Annotated in this window: 22 protein-coding genes; 14 read left to right on the top strand and 8 right to left on the bottom strand. The window is 54.1% G+C overall.

Annotated elements, in window-relative coordinates; translation table 11 throughout:
• The first annotated feature begins 135 nt into the window (after window positions 1-135).
• Window positions 136-1,716, top strand: coding sequence for an EAL domain-containing protein (locus tag PAGR_RS01500; RefSeq protein WP_014604818.1), 1,581 nt, complete (start codon window positions 136-138; stop codon window positions 1,714-1,716).
• A 50-nt stretch (window positions 1,717-1,766) separates the two neighbouring features.
• On the opposite strand, the gene PAGR_RS01495 is transcribed toward PAGR_RS01500, so the two are convergent.
• On the bottom strand, window positions 1,767-2,087 hold the full coding sequence (locus tag PAGR_RS01495) for a hypothetical protein (protein WP_013027584.1): 321 nt from the start codon (window positions 2,085-2,087) through the stop codon (window positions 1,767-1,769).
• A gap of 492 nt (window positions 2,088-2,579) precedes the next feature.
• On the opposite strand from PAGR_RS01495, the gene proP reads away from it, so the two are divergent.
• From proP to PAGR_RS01480, 3 genes are all read left to right on the top strand, one after another.
• Window positions 2,580-4,085, top strand: coding sequence for a glycine betaine/L-proline transporter ProP (proP, locus tag PAGR_RS01490; RefSeq protein WP_013027585.1), 1,506 nt, complete (start codon window positions 2,580-2,582; stop codon window positions 4,083-4,085).
• A gap of 129 nt (window positions 4,086-4,214) precedes the next feature.
• The gene (hemB, locus tag PAGR_RS01485; RefSeq protein WP_014594817.1) at window positions 4,215-5,192 is read left to right on the top strand and encodes a porphobilinogen synthase; all 978 of its coding nucleotides are present in this window, start codon (window positions 4,215-4,217) and stop codon (window positions 5,190-5,192) included.
• A gap of 287 nt (window positions 5,193-5,479) precedes the next feature.
• Window positions 5,480-5,944: a helix-turn-helix domain-containing protein gene (locus PAGR_RS01480; RefSeq protein ID WP_013027587.1), complete on the top strand. Its 465-nt coding sequence runs from the start codon at window positions 5,480-5,482 to the stop codon at window positions 5,942-5,944.
• A gap of 16 nt (window positions 5,945-5,960) precedes the next feature.
• Here PAGR_RS01480 and PAGR_RS01475 read toward each other — a convergent pair whose 3' ends face one another.
• From PAGR_RS01475 to PAGR_RS24050, 4 genes are all read right to left on the bottom strand, one after another.
• Complete coding sequence (locus PAGR_RS01475; protein WP_014594818.1) at window positions 5,961-6,620, bottom strand: epoxyqueuosine reductase QueH; 660 nt, start codon at window positions 6,618-6,620, stop codon at window positions 5,961-5,963.
• Between the two features lie 123 nt (window positions 6,621-6,743).
• Window positions 6,744-7,424, bottom strand: coding sequence for an SDR family oxidoreductase (locus PAGR_RS01470; RefSeq protein WP_014604816.1), 681 nt, complete (start codon window positions 7,422-7,424; stop codon window positions 6,744-6,746).
• 133 nt (window positions 7,425-7,557) lie between these two features.
• Complete coding sequence (locus PAGR_RS01465) at window positions 7,558-8,379, bottom strand: hypothetical protein (RefSeq protein ID WP_013027590.1); 822 nt, start codon at window positions 8,377-8,379, stop codon at window positions 7,558-7,560.
• Window position 8,380: 1 nt separating this feature from the next.
• The gene (locus PAGR_RS24050) at window positions 8,381-8,578 is read right to left on the bottom strand and encodes a hypothetical protein (protein WP_013027591.1); all 198 of its coding nucleotides are present in this window, start codon (window positions 8,576-8,578) and stop codon (window positions 8,381-8,383) included.
• Between the two features lie 632 nt (window positions 8,579-9,210).
• Here PAGR_RS24050 and PAGR_RS01450 point away from each other — a divergent pair.
• The 8 genes from PAGR_RS01450 to PAGR_RS01415 all read left to right on the top strand — a co-directional run bounded on the left by PAGR_RS01450 (window position 9,211) and on the right by PAGR_RS01415 (window position 17,463).
• Window positions 9,211-10,077, top strand: coding sequence for a MurR/RpiR family transcriptional regulator (locus PAGR_RS01450; RefSeq protein ID WP_013027592.1), 867 nt, complete (start codon window positions 9,211-9,213; stop codon window positions 10,075-10,077).
• Between the two features lie 18 nt (window positions 10,078-10,095).
• Window positions 10,096-10,680, top strand: a complete 585-nt coding sequence (gene ddpX / locus PAGR_RS01445; RefSeq protein WP_013027593.1) for a D-alanyl-D-alanine dipeptidase — start codon at window positions 10,096-10,098, stop codon at window positions 10,678-10,680.
• Window positions 10,677-12,242: an ABC transporter substrate-binding protein gene (locus tag PAGR_RS01440; protein ID WP_014604815.1), complete on the top strand. Its 1,566-nt coding sequence runs from the start codon at window positions 10,677-10,679 to the stop codon at window positions 12,240-12,242. Before ddpX ends, PAGR_RS01440 begins: the two co-directional genes overlap by 4 nt.
• A gap of 54 nt (window positions 12,243-12,296) precedes the next feature.
• Entirely contained in the window at window positions 12,297-13,313 is a 1,017-nt protein-coding gene (locus PAGR_RS01435) for an ABC transporter permease (protein WP_029569247.1), read from the top strand.
• Window positions 13,314-13,316: 3 nt separating this feature from the next.
• Window positions 13,317-14,210 (top strand): D,D-dipeptide ABC transporter permease, encoded by an 894-nt coding sequence (gene ddpC / locus PAGR_RS01430; RefSeq protein ID WP_014604813.1) that lies wholly within the window; start codon window positions 13,317-13,319, stop codon window positions 14,208-14,210.
• The gene (locus tag PAGR_RS01425) at window positions 14,210-15,196 is read left to right on the top strand and encodes an ABC transporter ATP-binding protein (protein WP_013027597.1); all 987 of its coding nucleotides are present in this window, start codon (window positions 14,210-14,212) and stop codon (window positions 15,194-15,196) included. The genes ddpC and PAGR_RS01425 overlap by 1 nt, the downstream gene beginning before the upstream one ends.
• Entirely contained in the window at window positions 15,189-16,139 is a 951-nt protein-coding gene (locus tag PAGR_RS01420) for an ABC transporter ATP-binding protein (RefSeq protein ID WP_014604812.1), read from the top strand. The genes PAGR_RS01425 and PAGR_RS01420 overlap by 8 nt, the downstream gene beginning before the upstream one ends.
• 73 nt (window positions 16,140-16,212) lie before the next feature.
• A complete protein-coding gene (locus PAGR_RS01415) occupies window positions 16,213-17,463 on the top strand; it encodes a D-amino acid dehydrogenase (protein ID WP_014604811.1) in 1,251 nt (416 codons plus the stop codon).
• Window positions 17,464-17,484: 21 nt separating this feature from the next.
• On the opposite strand, the gene PAGR_RS01410 is transcribed toward PAGR_RS01415, so the two are convergent.
• Window positions 17,485-18,669 (bottom strand): BaiN/RdsA family NAD(P)/FAD-dependent oxidoreductase, encoded by a 1,185-nt coding sequence (locus tag PAGR_RS01410; protein WP_014604810.1) that lies wholly within the window; start codon window positions 18,667-18,669, stop codon window positions 17,485-17,487.
• Between the two features lie 242 nt (window positions 18,670-18,911).
• Here PAGR_RS01410 and pitA point away from each other — a divergent pair, with 242 nt between their 5' ends.
• Window positions 18,912-20,414, top strand: coding sequence for an inorganic phosphate transporter PitA (pitA, locus tag PAGR_RS01405; RefSeq protein WP_128574381.1), 1,503 nt, complete (start codon window positions 18,912-18,914; stop codon window positions 20,412-20,414).
• Window positions 20,415-20,450: 36 nt separating this feature from the next.
• On the opposite strand, the gene uspB is transcribed toward pitA, so the two are convergent.
• Entirely contained in the window at window positions 20,451-20,786 is a 336-nt protein-coding gene (gene uspB / locus PAGR_RS01400; protein WP_014604809.1) for a universal stress protein UspB, read from the bottom strand.
• A gap of 423 nt (window positions 20,787-21,209) precedes the next feature.
• On the opposite strand from uspB, the gene uspA reads away from it, so the two are divergent.
• Window positions 21,210-21,647, top strand: a complete 438-nt coding sequence (uspA, locus tag PAGR_RS01395; RefSeq protein WP_014604808.1) for a universal stress protein UspA — start codon at window positions 21,210-21,212, stop codon at window positions 21,645-21,647.
• A 53-nt stretch (window positions 21,648-21,700) separates the two neighbouring features.
• On the opposite strand, the gene rsmJ is transcribed toward uspA, so the two are convergent.
• On the bottom strand, window positions 21,701-22,450 hold the full coding sequence (gene rsmJ, locus PAGR_RS01390) for a 16S rRNA (guanine(1516)-N(2))-methyltransferase RsmJ (protein WP_014604807.1): 750 nt from the start codon (window positions 22,448-22,450) through the stop codon (window positions 21,701-21,703).
• Between the last annotated feature and the right edge of the window lies 1 nt (window position 22,451).

Genomic DNA, 22,451 nt, shown 5'->3' with positions numbered 1-22,451 from the left:
CCTGCCAGGTCGATAATTGACCATATCGGAGAATAAGGGATTTCCGACCGTTCACCAGCGGCGTGAACTGGCGTGCTATGCTGCATTAACCCTTAGCACCTCTCAAAACACGATCACGATTCAGAGGTTTTTACGGTGCCGCTAATAAAAAGAAAACATGAGCATGCCAAATCGCTCATTGTCCTCGCAGGACTATTGCCGCTGCTCCTGGGGTTGTTGTTCACGATAATTGATGCCAGAAAAACAGTAAAAGAACAGCAAATTGATACGGCCGCGACCTTACTGTCTCAGGCAGAAAAAATCAGCGATAACGCCTGGAGCATGATCGCCTGGCTGCGCCAGTATGAGTACCAACCCTGTGAAAAGATAGAAAATACGCTGCGGATTAATAGCACTCTCCATCCCTATTTTCGCGGTATCGGCAAACTGGAAAGTAACACGGTAAGCTGCTCTTCTGCCTACGGTAACAAGCCCGCTACGCTTAAAGCCATGATTGGCGTCGCCCCGCCCGTGACCGGCAAAGACTGGTGGAGCCTGTCCATCGCGGGTTCTTACATCGTGCCAGACCGACCTGCCGTGATATTTGTGCGCCAGCTGGCAGCTGGCAGAGCCCTCTGGGTGATGGTTGAAGGGCAGTATCTTATTGATTTTATGAGCGCGCTGGGCAGTACGCATCATTATCAGATAACCATGCGTTTTAGTAACGGTGCGCCAATCGTGTCAGGCGATCGTGAAATGGCCGACGACAGGTGGCTTAAGCCTCAGGTCTATCATGCCACCTCTTCCCGCTATAGCATCAAGGTCACCCTGATAGCGCCCGGTGCTGAGCTGGTTAAAACATGGACGCAGCTTCTTTTCGTGTTTATGCCGATGGCGGCGATTTTTTCCGTGCTGTTTATGATTCTTACCGCCTCCTGGCTTCGCAGACGTTTTTCCTGGGGAGATGAAATTCGTCGCGCCATTCAGTCCCGTCAGTTCAGCGTGCATTATCAACCTACCTACAGCTGCACGCTGCAACGTTGCACGGGCGCAGAAGCCCTGTTGCGCTGGACCCTGCCCAACGGTAACAGCGTGCGCCCGGACACCTTTATTACCGCCGCAGAAGCGGAAGGGATGATTATCCCGATTACCCATCATTTGATGGCGTTGATCGTTGAAGACACGCAAAGCTGGGCGCCTAACCCCGGCTTTCATCTGGCGATTAACGTGGCTGCCGAGCATCTTCAGCACCCGGATTTTGTTGACGATATGCTTAATTTTGCTGACAGGATGGCGAGAACCGAATTCAACATTACTCTGGAACTGACGGAGCGGAGCCTGATCAAAGAAGGGAGCCTTGTCGCGGCTAAGCTGGCGCAACTACGTCAGGCAGGCATGAAAGTCGCTATTGATGACTTTGGTACGGGGCACTGCTCTCTGAGTTACCTGCAAACCTTTACGCTGGACTACCTAAAAATCGATCAGGGTTTTATCAATGCCATCGAATCCCTGGAGGGGGAAACGCCGGTGCTGGACGCCATTATCAGTCTGAGCCATAAACTGAAGCTGCAGGTATTGGGAGAAGGCGTCGAAACGGCAATGCAGTTCCGCTATTTACAGCAGCATGGTGTCACCTTTATCCAGGGCTATTTTTACGCCAGGCCCATGGATAACCCCACGATCGTGGCGTGGATGAAACAATATGGTCATTTGCCGGTTGAGGTTGAAAACACCTGAGCCGCAACTTACTGACGCACGCGGCACAATGACGGCGAAGAAGCGCTAAATCAACGCGCTTTTCGCTGTGCTGCACGCTGCTTACTCGCCGCCCGCATTGCCACCGCAATGGCCTCTTCCTGCTGAATGACGTGCTCAACAGGCGCACTGGCGCGCTGATTCAGCCGTTGCAGCGTAGGCATCGACTGCTGCAACAGTTGCTGGCACTCCTCGTATTCCGAGCGTTGCTTACCTGTCACGGTCGATGTTTGTAATGCTTCGCTCAATTGAGCCAGGCGGTCAATCCAGTATTTCGTGCGGCAGCTAAGCCATCCAGAACTGAGCTGCGCCTCAGGAGACCGGGAAGCCGTGGGCACCTCAGAGGAATTCATTAATTTTCTTTCTACACTATCTATCTGCGCCACCCAAGGGCTCTGGCAAGTAAGGGGGGAGTTCCTTGGCATTCTTCCTCCAAATCAAGGTGAAAGAGTATTGCTGAAGGCGTTCTGATAGGCAAGCCTCAAACCTTAACCCGCCCAATCCTTAATCTTTATTAATAGCTTTAAGCCAGACGGCTGAGTGAGCTCAAACCGCAGCGCTCACTTAACACGCAAACGCGTGCAGAACCTGACTTTTTTTCGCTTCAGGGGCTGCTATAAACCACCGGTAAAATTGTTCGTTTTCAGGTCAAACATGACAAATATCACACAAAAACGTTATACTCTGCGGCCGATAAATCAGATAACAACAGTATTTGTTGTTTTGATGGATCGACAGATAATGCTGTTTTACGGCTATGCTTAAATTTCCTCAACGCAGCGGTCTGAACGCTGTTTTCGGTTCGCGCCGTTGAGGACTTTCATGTTCCATTACAGGGTAATTCTATGAAATTGCGTAGGAAGCGTGTAAAACCGATTGGGATAGATGATGTCACCATCATTGATGATTCCCGTTTACGTAAAGCCATTACCGCCGCCTCTTTGGGTAACGCCATGGAGTGGTTTGATTTTGGTGTTTATGGCTTTGTGGCTTATGCCTTAGGTAAGGTGTTTTTTCCGGATGCCTCTCCAGGGATTCAAATGATTGCCGCACTGGCAACCTTCTCCGTTCCTTTCCTGATTCGTCCTTTAGGCGGCCTGTTTTTCGGCATGCTGGGGGATAAATATGGTCGTCAGAAAATCCTGTCGATTACCATCGTCATTATGTCGGTCAGTACCTTCTGTATCGGCCTGATTCCCTCCTATGCCTCCATTGGCATCTGGGCGCCGGTTCTGCTGCTGTTGGCCAAAATGGCCCAGGGCTTCTCAGTCGGTGGGGAATATACCGGTGCCTCTATCTTTGTGGCCGAGTATTCGCCTGACCGTAAGCGCGGCTTTATGGGAAGCTGGCTGGACTTCGGTTCTATCGCCGGCTTCGTGCTGGGCGCGGGCGTCGTCGTCTTAATCTCTACCATCATCGGCGAAGAGAACTTCCTTGCGTGGGGATGGCGTCTTCCGTTCTTCCTGGCCCTGCCACTGGGTATTATTGGCCTGTATTTGCGCCATGCCCTGGAAGAAACCCCCGCGTTCCAGCAGCACGTCGACAAACTGGAACAAGGCGATCGCGAAGGCCTGCGTGACGGTCCGAAAGTCTCTTTCAAAGAAATCGCCACGAAACACTGGCGTAGCCTGCTAGCCTGTATCGGTCTGGTTATTGCAACCAACGTGACCTATTACATGTTGCTGACCTACATGCCAAGTTACCTGTCGCACAACCTGCACTACTCTGAAGATCATGGCGTGCTGATTATCATCGCCATCATGATGGGCATGCTGTTTGTCCAGCCCGTGATGGGGCTGCTGAGCGACCGCTTTGGCCGTCGTCCGTTTGTGATTATCGGCAGTATCGCCCTGATGATCTTCGCCATTCCGGCCTTCATGATGATCAACAGTGGCATGCTGGGAATGATTTTCGCAGGGTTGTTGCTGCTGGCCGTTATCCTTAATGCCTTTACCGGCGTGATGGCTTCGTCACTGCCTGCTATGTTTCCGACGCACATTCGCTACAGTGCATTAGCCAGCGCCTTCAACATATCGGTACTGATTGCAGGCCTGACGCCAACGTTAGCGGCCTGGCTGGTAGAATCGACCAACAACCTTTATATGCCCGCTTACTATCTGATGGTGGTTGCAGTCATTGGCCTGATTACCGGCCTCTACATGAAAGAGACGGCGAATAAGCCCCTGAAAGGTGCAACTCCCGCCGCCTCTGACATGGAAGAAGCGCGCGAAATTCTGCAGGAGCATCACGATAACATCGAGCAGAAAATCGAAGATATCGACGCCGAGATGGCCCGCCTGGAAGCCAAACGTAAAAATCTGGTTGAACAGCACCCAAATATCAACGAGTAACGCCCCTCTCTCCCGCCCCTGAGGCGGGAGAATCTTTTGCTGCCTCTGCACACCGCACACAAACCTTCATCGCCTGCACCTAATCGGAGTAGACTGTGCGTCTTATTTAAACTGGCTACGTGAGTGTCTATGTCTGATTTTTCCCTTACCCAACGTCCCAGAAGATTGCGCGCCAGCGCGTCAATGCGTGCAATGTTTCAGGAGTCCAGCCTTAGCCTGAACGATTTGGCCCTGCCCATTTTTGTTGAGGAAGGTGTTGATGACTATAAAGATATTCAGGCCATGCCTGGCGTAAGACGTATTCCTGAAAAACGTCTTGCCTATGAAATTGAACGTATCGCTAAGGCGGGCATTCGCTCGGTCATGACCTTCGGGATTTCCCATCATACCGACGCGACCGGCAGCGATGCGTGGAATGAAAACGGCCTGGTGGCGCGTATGTCGAAAATCTGCAAAGACACCGTGCCTGAAATGATCGTGATGTCGGATACCTGCTTCTGCGAATACACCAGCCACGGCCACTGTGGCGTGCTGTGTGACCACGGCGTCGATAACGATGCCACCCTGATCAATCTGGGCAAGCAGGCCGTTGTGGCGGCGGCGGCGGGGGCCGACTTTATCGCGCCTTCTGCCGCAATGGATGGCCAGGTTCAGGCGATACGCCAGGCGCTGGACGCCGCAGGCTTTACCCAGACAGCGATCATGTCTTATTCCACCAAGTTTGCATCATCCTTCTATGGCCCCTTCCGGGAAGCGGCAGGTACGGCCCTGAAAGGCGATCGTAAAACCTATCAGATGAACCCGATGAACCGTCGTGAGGCTATTCGCGAGTCGCTAATTGACGCGGCTGAAGGTGCCGATGCACTGATGGTTAAACCGGCCGGAGCCTATCTGGACATTCTGCGCGATATCCGCGAGCGCACCGAACTTCCGCTGGCGGCCTATCAGGTTAGTGGTGAGTACGCGATGATTAAATTCGCGGCCCAGGCGGGCGCCATCGATGAGCGTAATGTCGTGCTCGAAAGCCTTGGCGCGATCAAGCGGGCTGGCGCAGATTTGATTTTCAGCTATTTTGCACTTGAGTTGGCCGAGAACAACCTGCTCTGAGCCATGGCCCTTCTGCGACGGTGCCTGCACCCTCGCAGAAGGCGTTATTCCTGTCCGGTAAACGGGGAAATGAACGCGATGCTTATTGGCGTGAATTAATCACATCACTCATTATGCCCTCTATTCAGTAAACAAATAATACACAAATCGCAACGTAATATAATCTTTTAGCCTTTACTTCCACATCGCAGGAAATAACCATTCACTTCCTTAAGAATCTTTACGCATGTAATGTTTTGAGAAACACAGGATAATTTACAATCACCTTCGAAATTTAAGGGGGTGTTATGAATGAGAACAAATACAATGAGAGCGTGATTATTTCTGTTACTGACTGGATTAATAAGAATCTGGACCAGCGCTTAAGCATTGACGACATTGCTGAAAAGGCGGGTTATTCAAAATGGTATCTACAAAAGTTATTTTCCCGTTATCATAATGAAACGCTGGCCCATTACATCCGTAGAAAGAAATTAATTGCCTGTATTAATGATTTAAAATACAGCCATGCGCCCATTATCAGCCTGGCGGTTAAATACCACTTTGAAAGTCAGCAGTCTTTTACCCGCTCCTTCAAGCAGATGATGGGCTGTACGCCTAGCGTATGCCGTAAAAGCCAGCGACTGAACGTTACCGACAGCAACGCCCATCCTTGCAGCGTATGTAGTAAGGCTGAAAACCCCCCAAAAAAGAAGTTATTTAGCGGAATAAACGAAACCTTCGGGGTTGGTCATTTAGTCCGCTTGCTTTAACCGTGGCAGCAAAAAACTAGTTATCATCAGGCTTATAGTACTGTACGCCAATCTGGATCCGCTCGCGACCACTGGCAACGCGATGACGATTGGTATCCCGTAGGGAGTAAACACAACCGCAATATTCCTGCTGATAAAAACTCTCACGCTTACTGATTTCAATCATGCGTGCCGATCCGCCGCCTTTACGCCAGTTGAATTCCCAGTAGGACAGATCGGGATAATGTGCGGCAGCACGGACGCCGCAGTCGTTAATTTGCTGCATGTTCTTCCAGCGGGAAATCCCCAGTGAACTTGTGATCACCGGGAAACCATTTTCATGGGCGTACAGCGCCGTGCGCTCGAAACGCATATCGAAGCACATGGTGCAGCGCTCACCGCGCTCCGGTTCCCACTCCATCCCTTTGGCACGCTTAAACCAGTCGTCACGATCGTAGTCCGCATCGACAAACGGCACGCCAAACTTTTCGGCAAAGCGGATATTTTCGTCTTTGCGCAGCTCATACTCTTTAAGCGGATGGATGTTCGGATTATAGAAATAGATGGTGTATTCAATGCCGGATGCCAGCATCGCCTCCATGACTTCTCCCGAACAGGGCGCGCAGCAGGAGTGCAACAGCACTTTTTTATGGCCACCCGGTAAGGGTAGCGGTTGTCGCTCGTAGGGCTGAGACATAAGCACCTTCAATCAATGTAATCAAAAGCGCAGTGTAATGCCGGGGCGTGGATGTTGCAAAATTTCACGCTGACGGGCTGCCATTATCCCTGTCAGCCCGTCAGCGTTACTGCAACCTTTACCTCACCACTGAAGCGTTTTGCCCGCGTAGTCCAGATAATGGTGGCCGCCACGTCCCCGACTGGCGGTTAACTGCGTAACAATCCCATTGGCGCTTTCTTCAGGCGTGAGCGGTGCCGCATCGCCTCCCATATCCGTTTTGACCCAGCCGGGATGCAGGGTTAGTAGCGTGCCGTTTTGCGCCGCCACCGGTCTGGCCAGCGAACGCGTGAGCATATTAAGAGCCGCTTTGCTGGCTGAGTAAAGTGGCGCTTCTGCATGTCGATTCTCATTCAGGCTGGCAAGTTGAGATGAGGTTAACGCCAGTACGCCGTGTTGCTGGTTCAGTAACGGCAGCAAAATTTCTGCGGTTCGTATCGGCGCAACGGCATTGGTCATAAACAGCTGGATTAGCTCAGCATCGTTGCTCTCTGACAGCTTCTGATGCGCAGGCCCGTAAATGCCGGCGTTGATCAGAATCGCGTCAAAAGGCGGCCCGCTCAGCCCAACCGCAAATTGCTTGACCGCCTCGGTCTGCGTCATATCGAGCCGACGCCAGTCAACCTGCGGGATTTCCCCCTGCGGGGGGACTTCACTGCGATGGGTTGCCGTGACCTGCCAGTTGTTGGCCGCAAACGCCTTGACGACCGCCAGTCCTATGCCACGTGATGCACCAATCACTAACGCTTTGCCTTGATAAGCCATAGAGTTTCCTCGTTGATAAACGCAGTAAACAGCGTAGATACGTATTGGCAAACACACTGCATCATCAATGCTATTTTGCATTCAGACAGCATTGATGGGGCAGTGAATACGTACGGACAGAGGTGTTGCTGTATTATTCAATTTGCTGGTCTGGCGGGGATGAATGGTCACCTTCACGACTTTTCTCAACGCTCTGCGGATGGTCTTCGCCCATTGACAGTGCAGTTGCGCTGGCAGGATCAAACAGTGAGAAGCTTTCAATCTGATCCACCATGATGACTTTTCGAAATGCCATCGCGTTTTTCGGCTCAGAATCCAGTGTGATGTCGTGCTCGGCATACCAACTGCTGTAGTTGTGCTCGACCGACAGTTTCAGCGTATGGCTGTCGCGGTAGCCGCTCAGCATCGGGATGAGCACGATATTGGCCGTGCGCTCATATTCAAAGGTGGCAGCGTGTACCATGCCGATATAAATACGACGGGATTTTAAGGTGATCCACGCCAGCTCTCCTTCTTCCATGCACTGGAACAGCATCTGTTCAACACCATTGGATCGTGAAAGCTTCTGATAAAGATCTTTGCGACCTGACACGTTCAGTTGTGCGCTGCCTGCCCAGTTTGACCGGTAGAGACAGAACAGGATGGCAAAGCCCAGCATGATTACCACTGGGGCCTGAATACCGAGAAAACTCCAGTTCATGAACTTCATTTGCAGTTGCAAATGATCGCCAGGAAACGCATACAGGAAATTGGAAACGCTTGAAATAATAAACAAGATAAACCAGATAAGGGCGGTGACGAAAACGCCCTGCAGTACAAAAATACAGCCGTAAAGTGCGACAAGAAAATAGACATCCCATCCTGAAGAACGACGCATTTTGAAACGGCTGGACAGATCCCGGCTGGTGTACCAATAACCACTCACCATCAGTACCATAAAAATTGCGGTTCCCACCTCAAACTCCCTTTAAGGTATTGACGTGCCGATTGAAATCTTCCTTTACTTCATCACTGAGAATATTGACGGCAGCATTGCCATTTTCATCAATAATTATGCGCTCACCATCCGCAATGGAGTCGTTTATGTCCTGGCGGCTCATTATCTGCAGGAATTTATCCGGGCTGGCGAACAAAGAACGAACGAAGCTAATCATGATGTGTCACTTAACGAGTCAAAAAAGCAAGTATGTGACTGAATCGTGTTTACTGCCATTTTATTGCCGGTAAACATTCTTAAAAGTCACTTTAGCGAAGCGGTAGTCAGCCATAATTTTTTCTGCATGTAAAAGGCCGCCGTTTTTAAAAAATCACGCCAGAAACAGGTTATTTTAACGCTGAATTTTCCCCTGCGCGGCCACCGCTGATTTTTGCTTTACCTCACTCATTGAGGTTCAAAACGCGACCTGAAAAACCGATCGTCTTTGACTGGCCCTCAGCATGGCGAGTAATGTCTCCGCACCGTTCAGGCCACTCAGGCCTTGTCCTCAGACCTCGTAGCGCAACGGCCTTAACCGCGCTGACCGGGTCCGCGCCGTGCTGAACCGTTTTCTTCACCTGCATCACATTTCCCGCCGATTTTGTTGCCCCAATGTGATGCAGGTTTCAAATATGTTGCACCCTAATTGCGCCAGATTGATGGACGGGCTATTCACTCCTCTCACTCCCTTTACTGAATCCTCTGACGTGCGGCTTATTTTCATGCACCTCAGAAATATGGCATGCATTGTGCTTGTTACCTGACTAACAACGCAGCGGACAATGACAGCCAGGTAACATTGAGGACAACATGAGCGCGAACGAAGCCCTGTTCAAAAAAATCGAAGCCGCTTTTAGCCTGCAAACGCCAAGCGAAAAGCGGATTAGTTCGTGGCTGTTAAGTCATCCCGAGCAAATTCCGTTTGAAACGGCTGACAGCATCGCCCAGGCGACCGGTACCAGCGGTATAACCGTAGGGCGTTACCTGCGTAAGCTGGGGTTTAAAAACCTTGATGATGTGAAAAACCTGCTGCGCGACGTCCCCAATACGCCCTACAAGCAATGGGGCGTTATTGACCGTCTTGATTCCTGGGAGCAGCAACGCACCCTGCCCGACCTGTCCAGCCAGTCCCTGCAGATGGAGCTGGATGCCATTCGCTATGTCTATCAGCTGGCCCAAACGGATACTTTCCGCCATATCAGCCAGCAAATCGCGGATGCCGACACGGTCATCGTGCTGGGTATTCAGTCTACACGCGGCATTGCCAACACCTTTTTCAGTCATCTGGAATATTTGCGCCCGCGCGTTACCTACGCCGATGGCAGCTCAGGCAGCTGGCTGGAGTCGCTGAATTCCGAGTCTTCAAGGCCTTACGTCATTCTTACCGATACCCGGGCCTATTCCACCGTAGCAAGGCAGTTTTGCCGGATTGCCACCGAGCGCCAGGTCGCGATGGCGCTCGTCACCGATATCTGGTGCCCATGGGCGCGTGATTACCCGGTTGATCTGCTTCAGGTAAAAACGGATACCGCCAATTTCTGGGACTCTCTTGCGCCCATTAGTTGCCTTTTCAACCTGCTGCTGTCTGCCATCGTGGAACGACTTGGCCCGGCGCTTTCTGAGCGTCTGGCACAGAACCGACTGTTGCAGCAGGAATTTGGCCAGTTTGAACATTAACAAAACAGGGATTACAGCATGATGCAGGAAACAGAGTTGGTCGATATTGCAGCGGCCTTTCCCGCGCTCACTATCGACCTGAAATATGCCACCGCCGATAACATCACGGGACAGCCCATCTACAGCGTCGCCCGCTGTCTGCTGCACCCCGATGCGGTCAGCGCGCTGGCGAAAAGCATCGCTATCGCAAAAGTGGCCGGATTGAGTCTGCTGGTGCTGGACGCCTATCGCCCGCAAAAAGCCCAGGAGCTGCTGTGGCACGCCTGCCCCGATCAGAATTACGTGGTGCCTTTATCGCAAGGATCCAACCATAGTCGTGGTACCGCCATTGACGTCACGCTGGTCGATGCCGAAGGTCAGATCCTGGATATGGGTACCGGATTCGATGAAATGCAGGCGTTGTCCCATCCCTATCATCCCGACGTACCGCTAACGGCTCAACGTAACAGGCTGCTGCTTAATGCCGTGATGTTTGGCGGCGGCTTCACTGGCATTGCCACGGAATGGTGGCATTTCGAATTACCGGAAGCGGCCCGTTATCCGCTGCTCAATGATGTTTTTACCTGCATATCCCCAGCCCAGACTGACGGAGTATTACCATGAAAATGACGCACACAGCACCCGGCTATTTTCGCCCTTTGTTACTGGCCATGACCCTTGCTGCCACCACGACATCCGTCCTGGCGGCGGTTCCCAAAGACATGTTGGTGATAGGTAAAGCTGCCGATCCCCAGACGCTTGATCCTGCCGTGACTATCGATAATAACGACTGGACCGTTACCTATCCTGCCTACCAACGATTGATCAAATACAAAACCGAGGACGGGAAGGGTTCGACAGACGTTGAAGGCGATCTGGCAGAAAGCTGGCAGAGCAGCGAGGACGGAAAGGTGTGGACGTTTAAATTACGTCCCGGCGCCGCGTTTGCGGATGGGTCAGCCGTTAACGCGGAGGCCGTTAAGCTGTCGTTTGAGCGCCTGCTGCGCATTAAGCAGGGGCCTTCAGAAGCGTTCCCGTCCGATCTCAACGTTGAGATCGTGGACCCGCTTACCGTGCGCTTCACACTGAAGACGCCGTTTGCGCCTTTCCTTTACACTCTCGCTAACGACGGCGCTTCCATCATCAACCCTGCCGTGCTGAAAGCGAATGCCGCTGACGACGCGCGCAGTTATTTGGCCGACCATACCGCGGGCTCTGGCGCCTACATGCTGCAGCGCTGGCAGAAAGGTCAGCAGCTCGTGCTGGTGCCGAATCCACATTTCTCCGGACCTAAGCCTGCCTTTAAGCGCGTGTCCGTAAAGATTATCAGTGAAAGTTCGGCCCGACGCCTGCAGCTGGCAAAAGGTGATGTGGACATTGCGGACGCCCTGCCGATGGACCAGTTTGCCGCCCTGAAAAAGCAAAATGAGGTGGCAGTGCGGGATTATCCCGCTCTGCGCGTGACCTATCTCTATCTCAACAACAGTAAACCGCCTCTGAACCAGCCCGATTTGCGCAGAGCGATCTCCTGGGCCACCGATTATCAGGGAATGGTGCAGGGCATTCTGGGCGGCAACGGTAAACAGATGCGTGGACCGATTCCGGAAGGCATGTGGGGCTACGATGCCAAGGCCATGCAGTACAGCTTTAATCTTGCGAAAGCCAAAGCGGAGATGGATAAAGTGGCCACTAAACCGCAGTCGCTGTCGTTCCTCTATTCTGACAACGATCCCAACTGGGAGCCGATTGCCCTGTCGATGCAGGCCAACCTTCAGGCTATTGGCATCAATGTGAAGCTGGAAAAACTGGCCAACGCCACCATGCGTGAGCGCATCGGTAAAGCAGACTATGACATCGCGATTGGTAACTGGAGCCCGGACTTCGCCGATCCCTACATGTTTATGAATTACTGGTTTGCGTCAGACAAAAAAGGCCTGCCGGGTAACCGCTCCTTTTATTCCAACCCTGAAGTCGATGCGCTGCTGAAAAAAGCGGTATCGACCACGAATCAGGCTGAGCGGACTGCCGATTACCAGCAAGCGCAAAATATCGTGATTAACGATGCAGCTTACGTTTACTTATTCCAGAAAAATTATCAGGTTGCGATGAACAAATCGGTTAAAGGCTACGTGTTTAACCCGATGCTCGAGCAAATATTTAACATCGCCACCATGCATAAAGAATAACACCGCTCACGCCCGTTCATGCAGGGCCTGCCTGGCCCTGCTGAGGAAGACATGATGAGTTACTGGAGTTTATTAAGACAGCGTAGCTGGGGACTACTGTTGGTGGTCGCCGGCGTCTGCGTCATTACATTTATTATTTCGCATCTTATTCCCGGGGATCCTGCCAGGCTGCTGGCGGGCGACCGCGCCAGTGATGAAATCGTCCAGCACATCCGTCAGCAGTTGGGGCTGGATTTACCGTTATGGCAACAATTTATCCGTTATGTGGAGCAGCTGTTACATGGCGACCTGGGCACCTCTATCCGGACAGGTCGCCCGGTCCTGGACGATCTGCGGGCGTTTTTTCCCGCGACTCTGGAACTGGCCTTTTGTGCCCTGACCATCGCCCTGCTCGTTGGCGTGCCGCTGGGCGTGCTCTCTGCGGTGTATCGTAACCGCTGGCTCGATCATCTGGTTCGTCTGCTGGCGCTGACCGGGATTTCCACACCGGCCTTCTGGCTGGGCCTGGGGGCGATCGTGCTGTTCTATGGCAAGTTAAACCTGCTGCCCGGCGGCGGACGGCTGGATGACTGGCTCGATCCCCCTGCGCGCGTTACCGGCTTCTATCTGATCGATGCCCTGCTGGAAGGCAACATCGAAGTCTTCTTTAATGCGCTTCAGCATCTGATCCTGCCTGCCACCACCCTGGCCTTTGTTCACCTTGGCATTGTGGCGCGCCAGATTCGCTCGGCCATGCTGGAGCAGTTGAGCGAAGACTATATTCGTACCGCGCTGGCCAGCGGGCTGCCGAAATGGACTATCGTCGTGCGCTATGCCCTGCCCAATGCCCTGATTCCCTCCGTAACCGTACTGGGCCTGGCATTAGGCGACCTGCTGTATGGTGCAGTATTAACCGAAACCGTGTTTGCCTGGCCAGGTATGGGCGCGTATGTGGTGTCTTCTATTCAGGCGCTTGATTTCCCGGCGGTGATGGGCTTCGCCATCGTGGTTTCCTTTGCTTACGTGCTGGTAAACCTGTTCGTGGATCTTCTTTATCTGTGGATTGACCCGCGAATGGGTCGGGGAGCGTAGAACATGATGATAACGCAAGAGCAGCCCGCCGTGCGTCAGGTAAAACCCAGCCTGTTCGCCTGGAAACGCCGCCTGTGGATGCTAAGTAAAAGCCCTCTGACCCTGTTGGGTGCCGCCATCATCACGCTGATGCTGGGATTAATGGTGTTTTCACCGTGGATTGTGCCGCACGATCCCAACGCCATTAGCCTGACCGATCGCCTCCAGCCACCCAGTGCCGCGCACTGGTTCGGGACTGATGAGGTGGGGCGGGATCTGTTCAGCCGTGTCCTGGTGGGGAGCCAGCAGTCGGTCGCGGCAGGGCTGGCGGTCGTGCTGCTGGCAGGCATAAGCGGCTCGTTACTGGGCTGTCTGTCCGGCGTATTAGGTGGCCGCAGCGATGCGATAATTATGCGCCTGATGGACATCATGCTGTCTATTCCTTCTCTGGTACTGACCATGGCGCTGGCTGCCGCGCTGGGGCCGAGCCTGTTCAACGCCATGCTGGCTATCGCCATTGTGCGCATCCCTTTCTATGTCCGGCTGGCGCGCGGTCAGACGTTAATCGTCAAACAGCATACCTTTGTTGAAGCGGCAAAAACGTTCGGTGCTTCGCGCTGGCACCTGATTAGCTGGCATATCCTGCGCAATGCTCTGCCGCCCTTGGTGGTGCAGGCCTCCCTGGATATTGGCAGCGCCATTTTGATGGCGGCCACGTTGGGTTTTATCGGGCTGGGCGCTCAGCAACCGACGGCGGAATGGGGGGCAATGGTGGCTAACGGACGTAACTATGTTCTTGACCAGTGGTGGTACTGCACCTTTCCCGGGGCCGCGATTTTGATCACAGCGGTGGGATTCAATCTGTTTGGCGATGGCATCCAGGACCTGCTGGACCCCAAAGCGGGAGGACGTAACTGATGCAAGAAAGAATTCTGACGATCGAGGATTTACGTCTCAGCTTCCCGGTTTATCAGGGAGAGGTGAATGTGCTGAATAGCGTATCAATGCACATCAATCGCGGCGAGATTGTGGGCGTTGTCGGCGAATCAGGTTCGGGGAAATCCGTCACCGCCATGCTGGCGATGCGGCTCATTCCGGAACACAGCTATCACATCAAAGGCGGCAGGCTGGAGCTGGCGGGTCAGGATGTCCTCGCCGCCAGTGAAGTGGACATGCGCAAAATGCGCGGCAATCGTGTTGCCATGATTTTTCAGGAGCCCATGACCGCGCTGAATCCGACCCGCCGCATTGGCAAACAGATGGTCGATGTGATCAGACAGCATCGTCCTCTGTCTGTCCGTGAGGCAAAAGCCCGGGCGCTTACGCTGCTGGGCGATATGCAAATTGCGGATGCGAAGAACGTTATGGAGCGCTATCCCTTTGAACTGTCAGGCGGAATGCGTCAGCGCGTCATGATTGCCCTGGCCTTTTCCTGTGAGCCAGACCTGCTGATTGCGGATGAACCCACGACCGCACTGGATGTTACCGTTCAGCGGCAGGTACTGCGCCTGTTGAAACAAAAAGCCGAAGCGACCGGCACCGCCGTGCTGTTTATCAGTCACGATATGGCTGTGGTTTCACAGCTGTGCGATCGGATCTACGTTATGTATGCCGGGTCCGTCATTGAAAGCGGCGTCACTGAAACCGTGCTGCGTTCACCACGCCATCCCTATTCCATTGGTCTGCTGGCCTGCTCGCCTGACGCGATTGAACCGCGTGCTCCGCTGGCATCCATTTCCGGCACCGTGCCTAATCTGGCCTGTTTACCCGCAGGCTGTGCCTTTCGCGATCGCTGTTTTGCGGCAGGAGAACGCTGCACCACCACGCCGCGCTTGCATACTACCGACAACGCCGCGCAGCAGGTTGCCTGCTGGTATCCACAACAGGAGGCGCAGCATGTCTGACGCTCTGCTTACGCTGCAAAACGTACATGTCACCTTCCCGGCCAAAAAGAACTGGCGCGGCAAAGTCATGGAACAGGTCCATGCGCTGAATGGCCTGGATATGGAGGTCAGACAGGGAGAAACGCTGGGGATTGTTGGCGAATCCGGCTGTGGAAAAAGCACCCTGGCGAAACTGTTGATGGGCATGCTCAGCCCAACCTCAGGCCAGCTCGAACTGGCAACAGCGCCTGCCGATAACCGGGGACGTCGCATGCAAATGGTGTTTCAGGATCCGCTCTCTTCACTCGACCCCCGCCTGCCCGTCTGGCGCATTATCACCGAGCCGGTGTGGATTCAGTCGCGTGCTTCAGAAAAAACGCGGCGCGCGTTGGCGGAATCACTGGCTCACCAGGTCAGTATTCGCCCCGAATATCTGGACCGTCCGCCGCATGCGTTTTCCGGCGGCCAGCGTCAGCGCATCGCGATTGCCCGGGCCCTGTCATCGCAGCCCGATATTATCGTGCTGGATGAACCGACCTCGGCACTGGATATTTCTGTTCAGGCGCAGATTCTGAATCTGCTGGTAGAACTGCAAAAACAGCAAAACCTGACCTATATCCTGATATCGCACAACGTGTCGGTCGTGCGCCATATGAGCGATCGCGTTGCAGTCATGTATCTGGGACAAATTGTGGAGCTGGGTGAAACACAGCGCGTCCTTGACGCCCCGCAACATCCTTATACCCAGCTACTGATGGCGTCCGTGCCGCGCATCGGCGCAGTGTTGGATGGCGCGCCGCTGAACACCGAGCTACCGGGTAACCGCCACCTGCCAACGGGATGCTATTTCCGCGACCGCTGTCCGCAAGCCACCAGCGGCTGCGAGGCGCCTCAGTTACTTCTGTCGCAGGAAAAAGGCAGCGCGGTGCGATGCTGGCAGGCACAAAACCGGGGTCAGGCATAAGCCACAACGAGAACAGATGGCCCAGGCAACGCCTGCGCCATTGAGCGATAACGCATGCAGGATAACGATCAAAATGAAAATTATTGTACTCGGCAGTGGTGTCGTGGGCGTAACAACCGCCTGGTATCTGCAGCAGGCCGGACATCAGGTGACCGTGATTGATAAAGAAGCCGGTCCGGCATTAGGCACCAGCGCGGCCAATGCCGGGCAAATTTCCCCAGGCTATGCCGCGCCCTGGGCCGCGCCGGGCGTTCCCTTAAAGGCGGTGAAATGGATGGTACAGCGTCATGCTCCCCTTTCCGTGCGCCCGGATGGCTCACGTTTTCAGCTTGCCTGGATGATGCAAATGCTGAAAAACTGCAATCCGCAGAGTTACGCCGAAAATAAGGCCAGAATGGTCAGGCTGGCAGAGTACAGCCGGGACTGCATCAGAGCACTGCGGGCCAGCACGGGCATTGAATATGAAGGGCGTCAGGGCGGCACGCTGCAGCTGTTTCGCACCGCTCAGCAGTTTGACAATGCGGCACGCGATATCGCCGTGTTGCAGGACGCCGGCGTTCCTTATCAACTGCTGGAAGCCTCACAACTGGCCGAGGTTGAACCGGCGCTGGCGGCGGTTAAGCATAAGCTGACCGGCGGGCTGCGACTGCCTAATGACGAAACCGGCGATTGCCAGTTATTTACCCAGCGGCTTGCGGCAATGGCGCGCGAGGCGGGCGTCGACTTTCGCTTTAACACAACCGTGGATGCGCTGCTGACACAGGGAGACAGGATCAGCAGTATGACCTGTGGCAGCGAAACGCTGACGGCGGACGGATACGTCATGGCGCTGGGTTCGTACTCCACGCCATTACTCCGGCCACTCATGTCTGTTCCGGTTTACCCACTCAAAGGCTACTCGCTGACGATCCCCATTGCCGATGCGTCAGCCGCGCCGGTGTCCACGGTGCTGGATGAAACCTACAAAATTGCCATTACGCGCTTTGATGATCGCATTCGCGTGGGCGGTATGGCGGAAATTGTGGGATACAGCAACACCCTGCTGCCTGCCAGACGGCAAACACTCGAAATGGTAGTGAACGACCTTTATCCCCGTGGCGGTCGCGTTGAGCAGGCAACCTTCTGGACCGGGTTACGTCCCATGACGCCTGACGGCACGCCCATCGTCGGCCATACACATTTCAGCAACCTGTGGCTGAATACCGGCCACGGTACGCTGGGCTGGACGATGGCCTGCGGCTCCGGCCAGCTGTTGAGTGATGTGATTTCAGGCAAACCGCCCGAGATTGCCCATGCGGACTATGCGGTTTCGCGTTATGCCTGAGTGCAGGGCGAGATGGCGACCTTACAGCGCCTGGGCGCAGGCCCAGGCCGAACTCCAGGCCCACTGGAAATTATAGCCGCCGAGCCAGCCAGTCACGTCCACCACCTCACCGATAAAATACAGCCCCGGTACGTCCCGCGCTTCCATCGTCTTCGATGACAGTTGAGTAGTATCAACGCCACCGAGGGTCACTTCGGCGGTGCGATAACCTTCGGTGCCGTTAGGCTGAACCTGCCAGCCATGCAGCGTCTGCACCAGCTCTGTTTGCTGCTTGCGGTTAAGTTGCTTCAGCGTCACATCCGGCACGACGTTCATATCCTGTAGGACCTCCACCAGGCGCTTAGGCAGAATTTTCGCCAGGCTGTTTTTCAGGCTCAGATTCGGATGCGCCTCACGTTGAATCGTCAGGAAATCCTCAAGACGGGTGGCCGGAGAGAGGTCCACAGTGAGGTATTCGCCCGGCTGCCAGTAGCTGGAAATCTGCAACACTGCCGGGCCGGACAGGCCGCGGTGGGTGAACAACATCGCCTCTTTGAACAGGGTGCCGTCTTTTGCCGCAATGGTCGTATCCAGCGCAACGCCTGACAGCGTCTGCAACTGTTCCAGGAGTGGTTTATGTAAGGTAAAGGGCACCAGCGCCGCGCGCGTGGGCAGCACCTTCAGCCCAAACTGCTCAGCAATTTTATAGCCAAACGGTGATGCACCCAGGCCCGGCATGGAAAGGCCGCCACTGGCAATGACCAGCTTCTCAGCCTGAACCGCGCTGCCGTTGAGCTGCAGGCTGTAGCCCGCATCATCCCGGGTTACGCTCAGTATTTCGCTGCGCAGCCGAACGGTGACACCACCTTTGTCACATTCGGCCATTAATAAATCGACCACCTGCTGGGCAGAATCATCGCAAAACAGCTGCCCCAGGGTTTTCTCATGCCAGGCGATACCGTGGCGATTCACCAGATCGATAAAATCCCATTGGGTATAGCGCGCGAGGGCCGACTTACAAAAGTGGGGATTATTCGACAGGTAGGCGGCCGGTTCAGTGTAGAGATTGGTGAAATTGCAGCGCCCACCGCCAGACATCAAAATCTTGCGTCCCGGCTTCTTGCCGTTATCCAGCAGTAACACGCGGCGACCACGCTGTCCGGCCTGCGCAGCACAAAAAAGCCCGGCAGCGCCTGCCCCAATTACGATAACGTCAAACTGTTCCACTGCTTTTGCCCACCAGGTAAGAGAGGGGCAGATTGTAGTGATCTGCTCCTGTGGATGCCAGTGTCAAAATTTTGCCGTAAATATGTCACAATGTAACCAGCTAATTTTTATAGCTTTTGTATCTGTTCACCGGGTTAATTGACACTTTTAGTCCAAATCATGACTATATTTTCCTTTCCCAGACAGCATGTTGTCGCGGATAATGCGCCGCGTTCATGTCCTCCAAAAATGGCGTAACGTCTATGCTACATCTGTTTGCTGGTCTAGATCTTAGCACCGGCCTGTTACTGATACTTGCTCTGCTGTTTGTATTGTTTTACGAAGCAATTAACGGCTTTCATGATACGGCCAACGCGGTTGCGACGGTCATCTACACCCGTGCCATGCGGGCGCAGCTTGCCGTTTTAATGGCAGGCGTCTTCAACTTCTTTGGTGTATTGCTCGGCGGATTAAGCGTGGCTTACGCTATCGTGCATATGCTGCCTACCGATCTGCTGCTGAATGTCGGATCGGCCCACGGTCTCGCCATGGTCTTTTCCATGCTGCTGGCGGCGATTATCTGGAACCTGGGTACCTGGTATTTGGGCCTGCCCGCCTCCAGTTCCCATACCTTAATCGGCGCGATTATCGGCATTGGCCTGACGAACGCGTTGATGAGCGGCACATCGGTCGTTGATGCGCTTAACATCCCGAAAGTGCTGAATATTTTCCTGTCTCTGATTCTTTCCCCTATTGTCGGACTGGTGATAGCGGGCAGCCTAATCTTTCTTCTCCGCCGTTACTGGAGTAACACCAAAAAGCGTGCGCGTATTCATATGACGCCCGCCGATCGCGAGAAGATTGATGGCAAGAAAAAACCGCCTTTCTGGACGCGCACGGCACTGATTATCTCCGCCATTGGTGTCAGTTATTCACACGGTGCGAACGACGGGCAGAAAGGCATTGGCCTGATCATGCTGGTTCTGATAGGCGTTGCGCCAGCCGGCTTCGTGGTGAATATGAACGCATCGGGTTATGACATTACGCGTACACGGGACGCGGTCAATCATCTTGAGCAGTATTATCAACAGCACCAGGCCTCACTGAACCACATCATCGAGATGGCGCCGCCTAAGCTGCCTACGCCGGAAGAAGTGGCGCCGGTATCATCAACAGAGTTTCATTGCGACAGTGCACGTGCGCTGCAGGCCGTGCAACGTGCTCAGTTGCTGCTGAACAACCTGCAAAGCTACAGCGATCTGTCCGTCGAGCAGCGTAGTCAGATGCGTCGCCTGCTGCTGTGTATTTCCGACACCGCCGATAAAGCGGCGAAGCTGCCGGAAACCTCTCCAGACGATAAACGTTTCCTGGGCAAGCTCAAAGGCGATCTGTTGAACACCATTGAGTACGCGCCGGTATGGATCATCATGGCGGTTGCGCTGGCATTAGGCGTCGGCACCATGATCGGCTGGCGTCGCGTGGCCACCACCATCGGTGAGAAAATTGGTAAGAAGGGCATGACCTATGCGCAGGGCATGTCTGCGCAGGTGACGGCGGCCGTGTCGATAGGCATTGCCAGCTACACCGGCATGCCGGTCTCCACCACGCACATCCTCTCTTCTTCCGTTGCCGGCACCATGCTGGTTGACGGCGGCGGCTTGCAGAGCAAAACCATCAAAAACATCGCCATGGCGTGGGTATTTACCCTGCCGGTCTGTATTTTGTTATCGGGTTCGCTCTACTGGATAGCGCTGAAACTCATCTGATTCGGCGGCATACCAGGGCGACTTCGGTCGCCCTTTTTAATGCCAGATTGCCAGCGCAATCAGGCTGATAATCACCAATCCACACAGTGAACTGGTTAAGATAAACAGACCTCTCACCCGCTCACACCGGCGAATGAATTCGTCGTCATGATGATCAAGATAGCGCCTTGCCCAGATGTAACGCACCAGCCGCACCTGCTTGCCGGGCTGACCATGGGATGTGAAAAACCCCGCGCCATCAACATACTGATAAAGCAGCGGATCACAGCCACGCAGAACCACCAACAGCGCACGCAGCGATGAGAAATAGCGCGCCATATTCACAATACATACCACACAAAGAGCCCAAAAAAGCGCGATAGTGCTGATCATGTCATCCTCCTTACCGGCACCGCAGCAGGGTGCTGAGCGCGCACCCTGTTGAACAGTCCCTGCAGAATTAGCCAACAACCCCGTAAAGCGATTTGTAGTTTTATTTTGAATCATCAGAAAAGTAGCAACCGTGTGACGCAGGCTGCTTTTTCCAGTTTAGGAGAAATGTTCAATTTTTTACCAGCGAGGATTTTCGTTTTATACGAGTAAAAATCGTTCATCATTGATCTTATTCACAACCCAGGCGGCTTCAGAAGCATTTGTTAACACACAGGGCTATACTTTGAGGTATAACAACATCATCGCCTGTGCTGTACATTAATCATCTCGGTGGCGCTCATCGCCCGTTCGCGCAATGGATTTCGCAACTGTGACGCGTCTGGAAACCGCTGCCATTCTGAATCTCGTGGAAGGAGTAATATCATGGCTTATAAACATATCCTGATTGCAGTCGATCTTTCGCCAGAAAGCCAGTTGTTAGTGGATAAAGCTGTCTCACTCGCGCGCCCTTACGACGCAAAAATCTCGCTGATTCATGTCGATGTTAATTACTCGGATCTCTACACCGGCCTGATTGATGTCAACCTGGGAGATATGCAAAAGCGTATTTCTGAGGAAACGCATCTGGCGCTAAAAAGCCTGTCCGATGCCGCGGGCTACCCTATCACCGAAACCCTGAGCGGCAGTGGCGACCTGGGGCAGGTGCTGGTGGATGCGATTAAGAAATACGATGTGGACATGGTGGTGTGCGGTCATCATCAGGACTTCTGGAGCAAGCTGATGTCGTCTGCCCGCCAGTTGATCAATACCGTGCACATCGACATGCTGATTGTGCCGCTGCGTGACGAAGAGGATGAATAATTCGCGAGCGTTAAGCCGGTGCGACTGAGGTGCCGACCGGCTTAAAACCACGATTAAGACAGAGGCGGATAGATATCGAAGCGGTGGCTTTTGGTGACCACCGCAGACTGCGTGGCAACACCGGCCAGCGGTGGCGCGTAGTCGGGACGCTTCACCACAATACGTTTCTTTGCCAGACGGCGAGCCGGTGCCAGCAGTGCGTCGGCATCTTCATCCGCCCCCACCAGCGACTGAAAGACCCGCATCTCTTTTTTTACCATGGCGCTTTTTTGCCGATGGGGATACATAGGATCGAGATACACCACGTCCGGCTGCGGGGTAATATCGGTCAGAGCCTGAATGCTGGAAGCATGAATCAGCGTCAGGCGTTCGCGCAGCCAGCCGCCAATTTCTGCATCTTCATAGCCACGCGTCAGCCCGTCCTCCAGCAGTGCGGCCACCACCGGATGGCGCTCCAGCATGCGAACCCGACAGCCCAGCGCGGCCAGCACAAAAGCATCCCGTCCTAATCCGGCGGTGGCGTCCACCACATCGGGCAGGTAGGTCCCTTTTATCCCCACCGCTTTCGCGACGGCTTCACCGCGGCCACCGCCAAAACGACGTCGATGTGCCAGGGCACCGGAGGCGAAATCCACAAAGATGCCCCCCAGTTTGGGCTCATCCCGTTTGCGCAGTTCAAGATGTGTGGCGGTCTTCACCAGCGCCAGCGCGGCGTCATCACAGTGCGTCAGTTGCCAGCGTGCGGCTAAAACAGGTAAGGCGCCGTCACCGGCGCCTGTCTCATCAAGCAAACAGATTTTCACG

The organism is Pantoea ananatis PA13 (assembly GCF_000233595.1).
Classification (GTDB): domain Bacteria; phylum Pseudomonadota; class Gammaproteobacteria; order Enterobacterales; family Enterobacteriaceae; genus Pantoea; species Pantoea ananatis.
This window is presented reverse-complemented; position numbering and strand designations above follow the sequence as displayed.

Excerpts from the sequence above, each read along its gene's own strand:
- PAGR_RS01420 (WP_014604812.1), top strand. The coding sequence starts at position 15,189 with ATGTCTGACGCTCTGCTTACGCTGCAAAACGTACATGTCACCTTCCCG.
- PAGR_RS24050 (WP_013027591.1), bottom strand. The coding sequence starts at position 8,578 with ATGATTAGCTTCGTTCGTTCTTTGTTCGCCAGCCCGGATAAATTCCTG.
- PAGR_RS01475 (WP_014594818.1), bottom strand. The coding sequence starts at position 6,620 with ATGTCTCAGCCCTACGAGCGACAACCGCTACCCTTACCGGGTGGCCAT.
- proP (WP_013027585.1), top strand. The coding sequence starts at position 2,580 with ATGAAATTGCGTAGGAAGCGTGTAAAACCGATTGGGATAGATGATGTC.
- PAGR_RS01470 (WP_014604816.1), bottom strand. The coding sequence starts at position 7,424 with ATGGCTTATCAAGGCAAAGCGTTAGTGATTGGTGCATCACGTGGCATA.
- PAGR_RS01415 (WP_014604811.1), top strand. The coding sequence starts at position 16,213 with ATGAAAATTATTGTACTCGGCAGTGGTGTCGTGGGCGTAACAACCGCC.
- PAGR_RS01450 (WP_013027592.1), top strand. The coding sequence starts at position 9,211 with ATGAGCGCGAACGAAGCCCTGTTCAAAAAAATCGAAGCCGCTTTTAGC.
- ddpC (WP_014604813.1), top strand. The coding sequence starts at position 13,317 with ATGATGATAACGCAAGAGCAGCCCGCCGTGCGTCAGGTAAAACCCAGC.
- pitA (WP_128574381.1), top strand. The coding sequence starts at position 18,912 with ATGCTACATCTGTTTGCTGGTCTAGATCTTAGCACCGGCCTGTTACTG.
- PAGR_RS01440 (WP_014604815.1), top strand. The coding sequence starts at position 10,677 with ATGAAAATGACGCACACAGCACCCGGCTATTTTCGCCCTTTGTTACTG.
- uspB (WP_014604809.1), bottom strand. The coding sequence starts at position 20,786 with ATGATCAGCACTATCGCGCTTTTTTGGGCTCTTTGTGTGGTATGTATT.
- PAGR_RS01480 (WP_013027587.1), top strand. The coding sequence starts at position 5,480 with ATGAATGAGAACAAATACAATGAGAGCGTGATTATTTCTGTTACTGAC.
- ddpX (WP_013027593.1), top strand. The coding sequence starts at position 10,096 with ATGATGCAGGAAACAGAGTTGGTCGATATTGCAGCGGCCTTTCCCGCG.
- PAGR_RS01495 (WP_013027584.1), bottom strand. The coding sequence starts at position 2,087 with ATGAATTCCTCTGAGGTGCCCACGGCTTCCCGGTCTCCTGAGGCGCAG.
- uspA (WP_014604808.1), top strand. The coding sequence starts at position 21,210 with ATGGCTTATAAACATATCCTGATTGCAGTCGATCTTTCGCCAGAAAGC.
- hemB (WP_014594817.1), top strand. The coding sequence starts at position 4,215 with ATGTCTGATTTTTCCCTTACCCAACGTCCCAGAAGATTGCGCGCCAGC.
- PAGR_RS01425 (WP_013027597.1), top strand. The coding sequence starts at position 14,210 with ATGCAAGAAAGAATTCTGACGATCGAGGATTTACGTCTCAGCTTCCCG.
- PAGR_RS01435 (WP_029569247.1), top strand. The coding sequence starts at position 12,297 with ATGAGTTACTGGAGTTTATTAAGACAGCGTAGCTGGGGACTACTGTTG.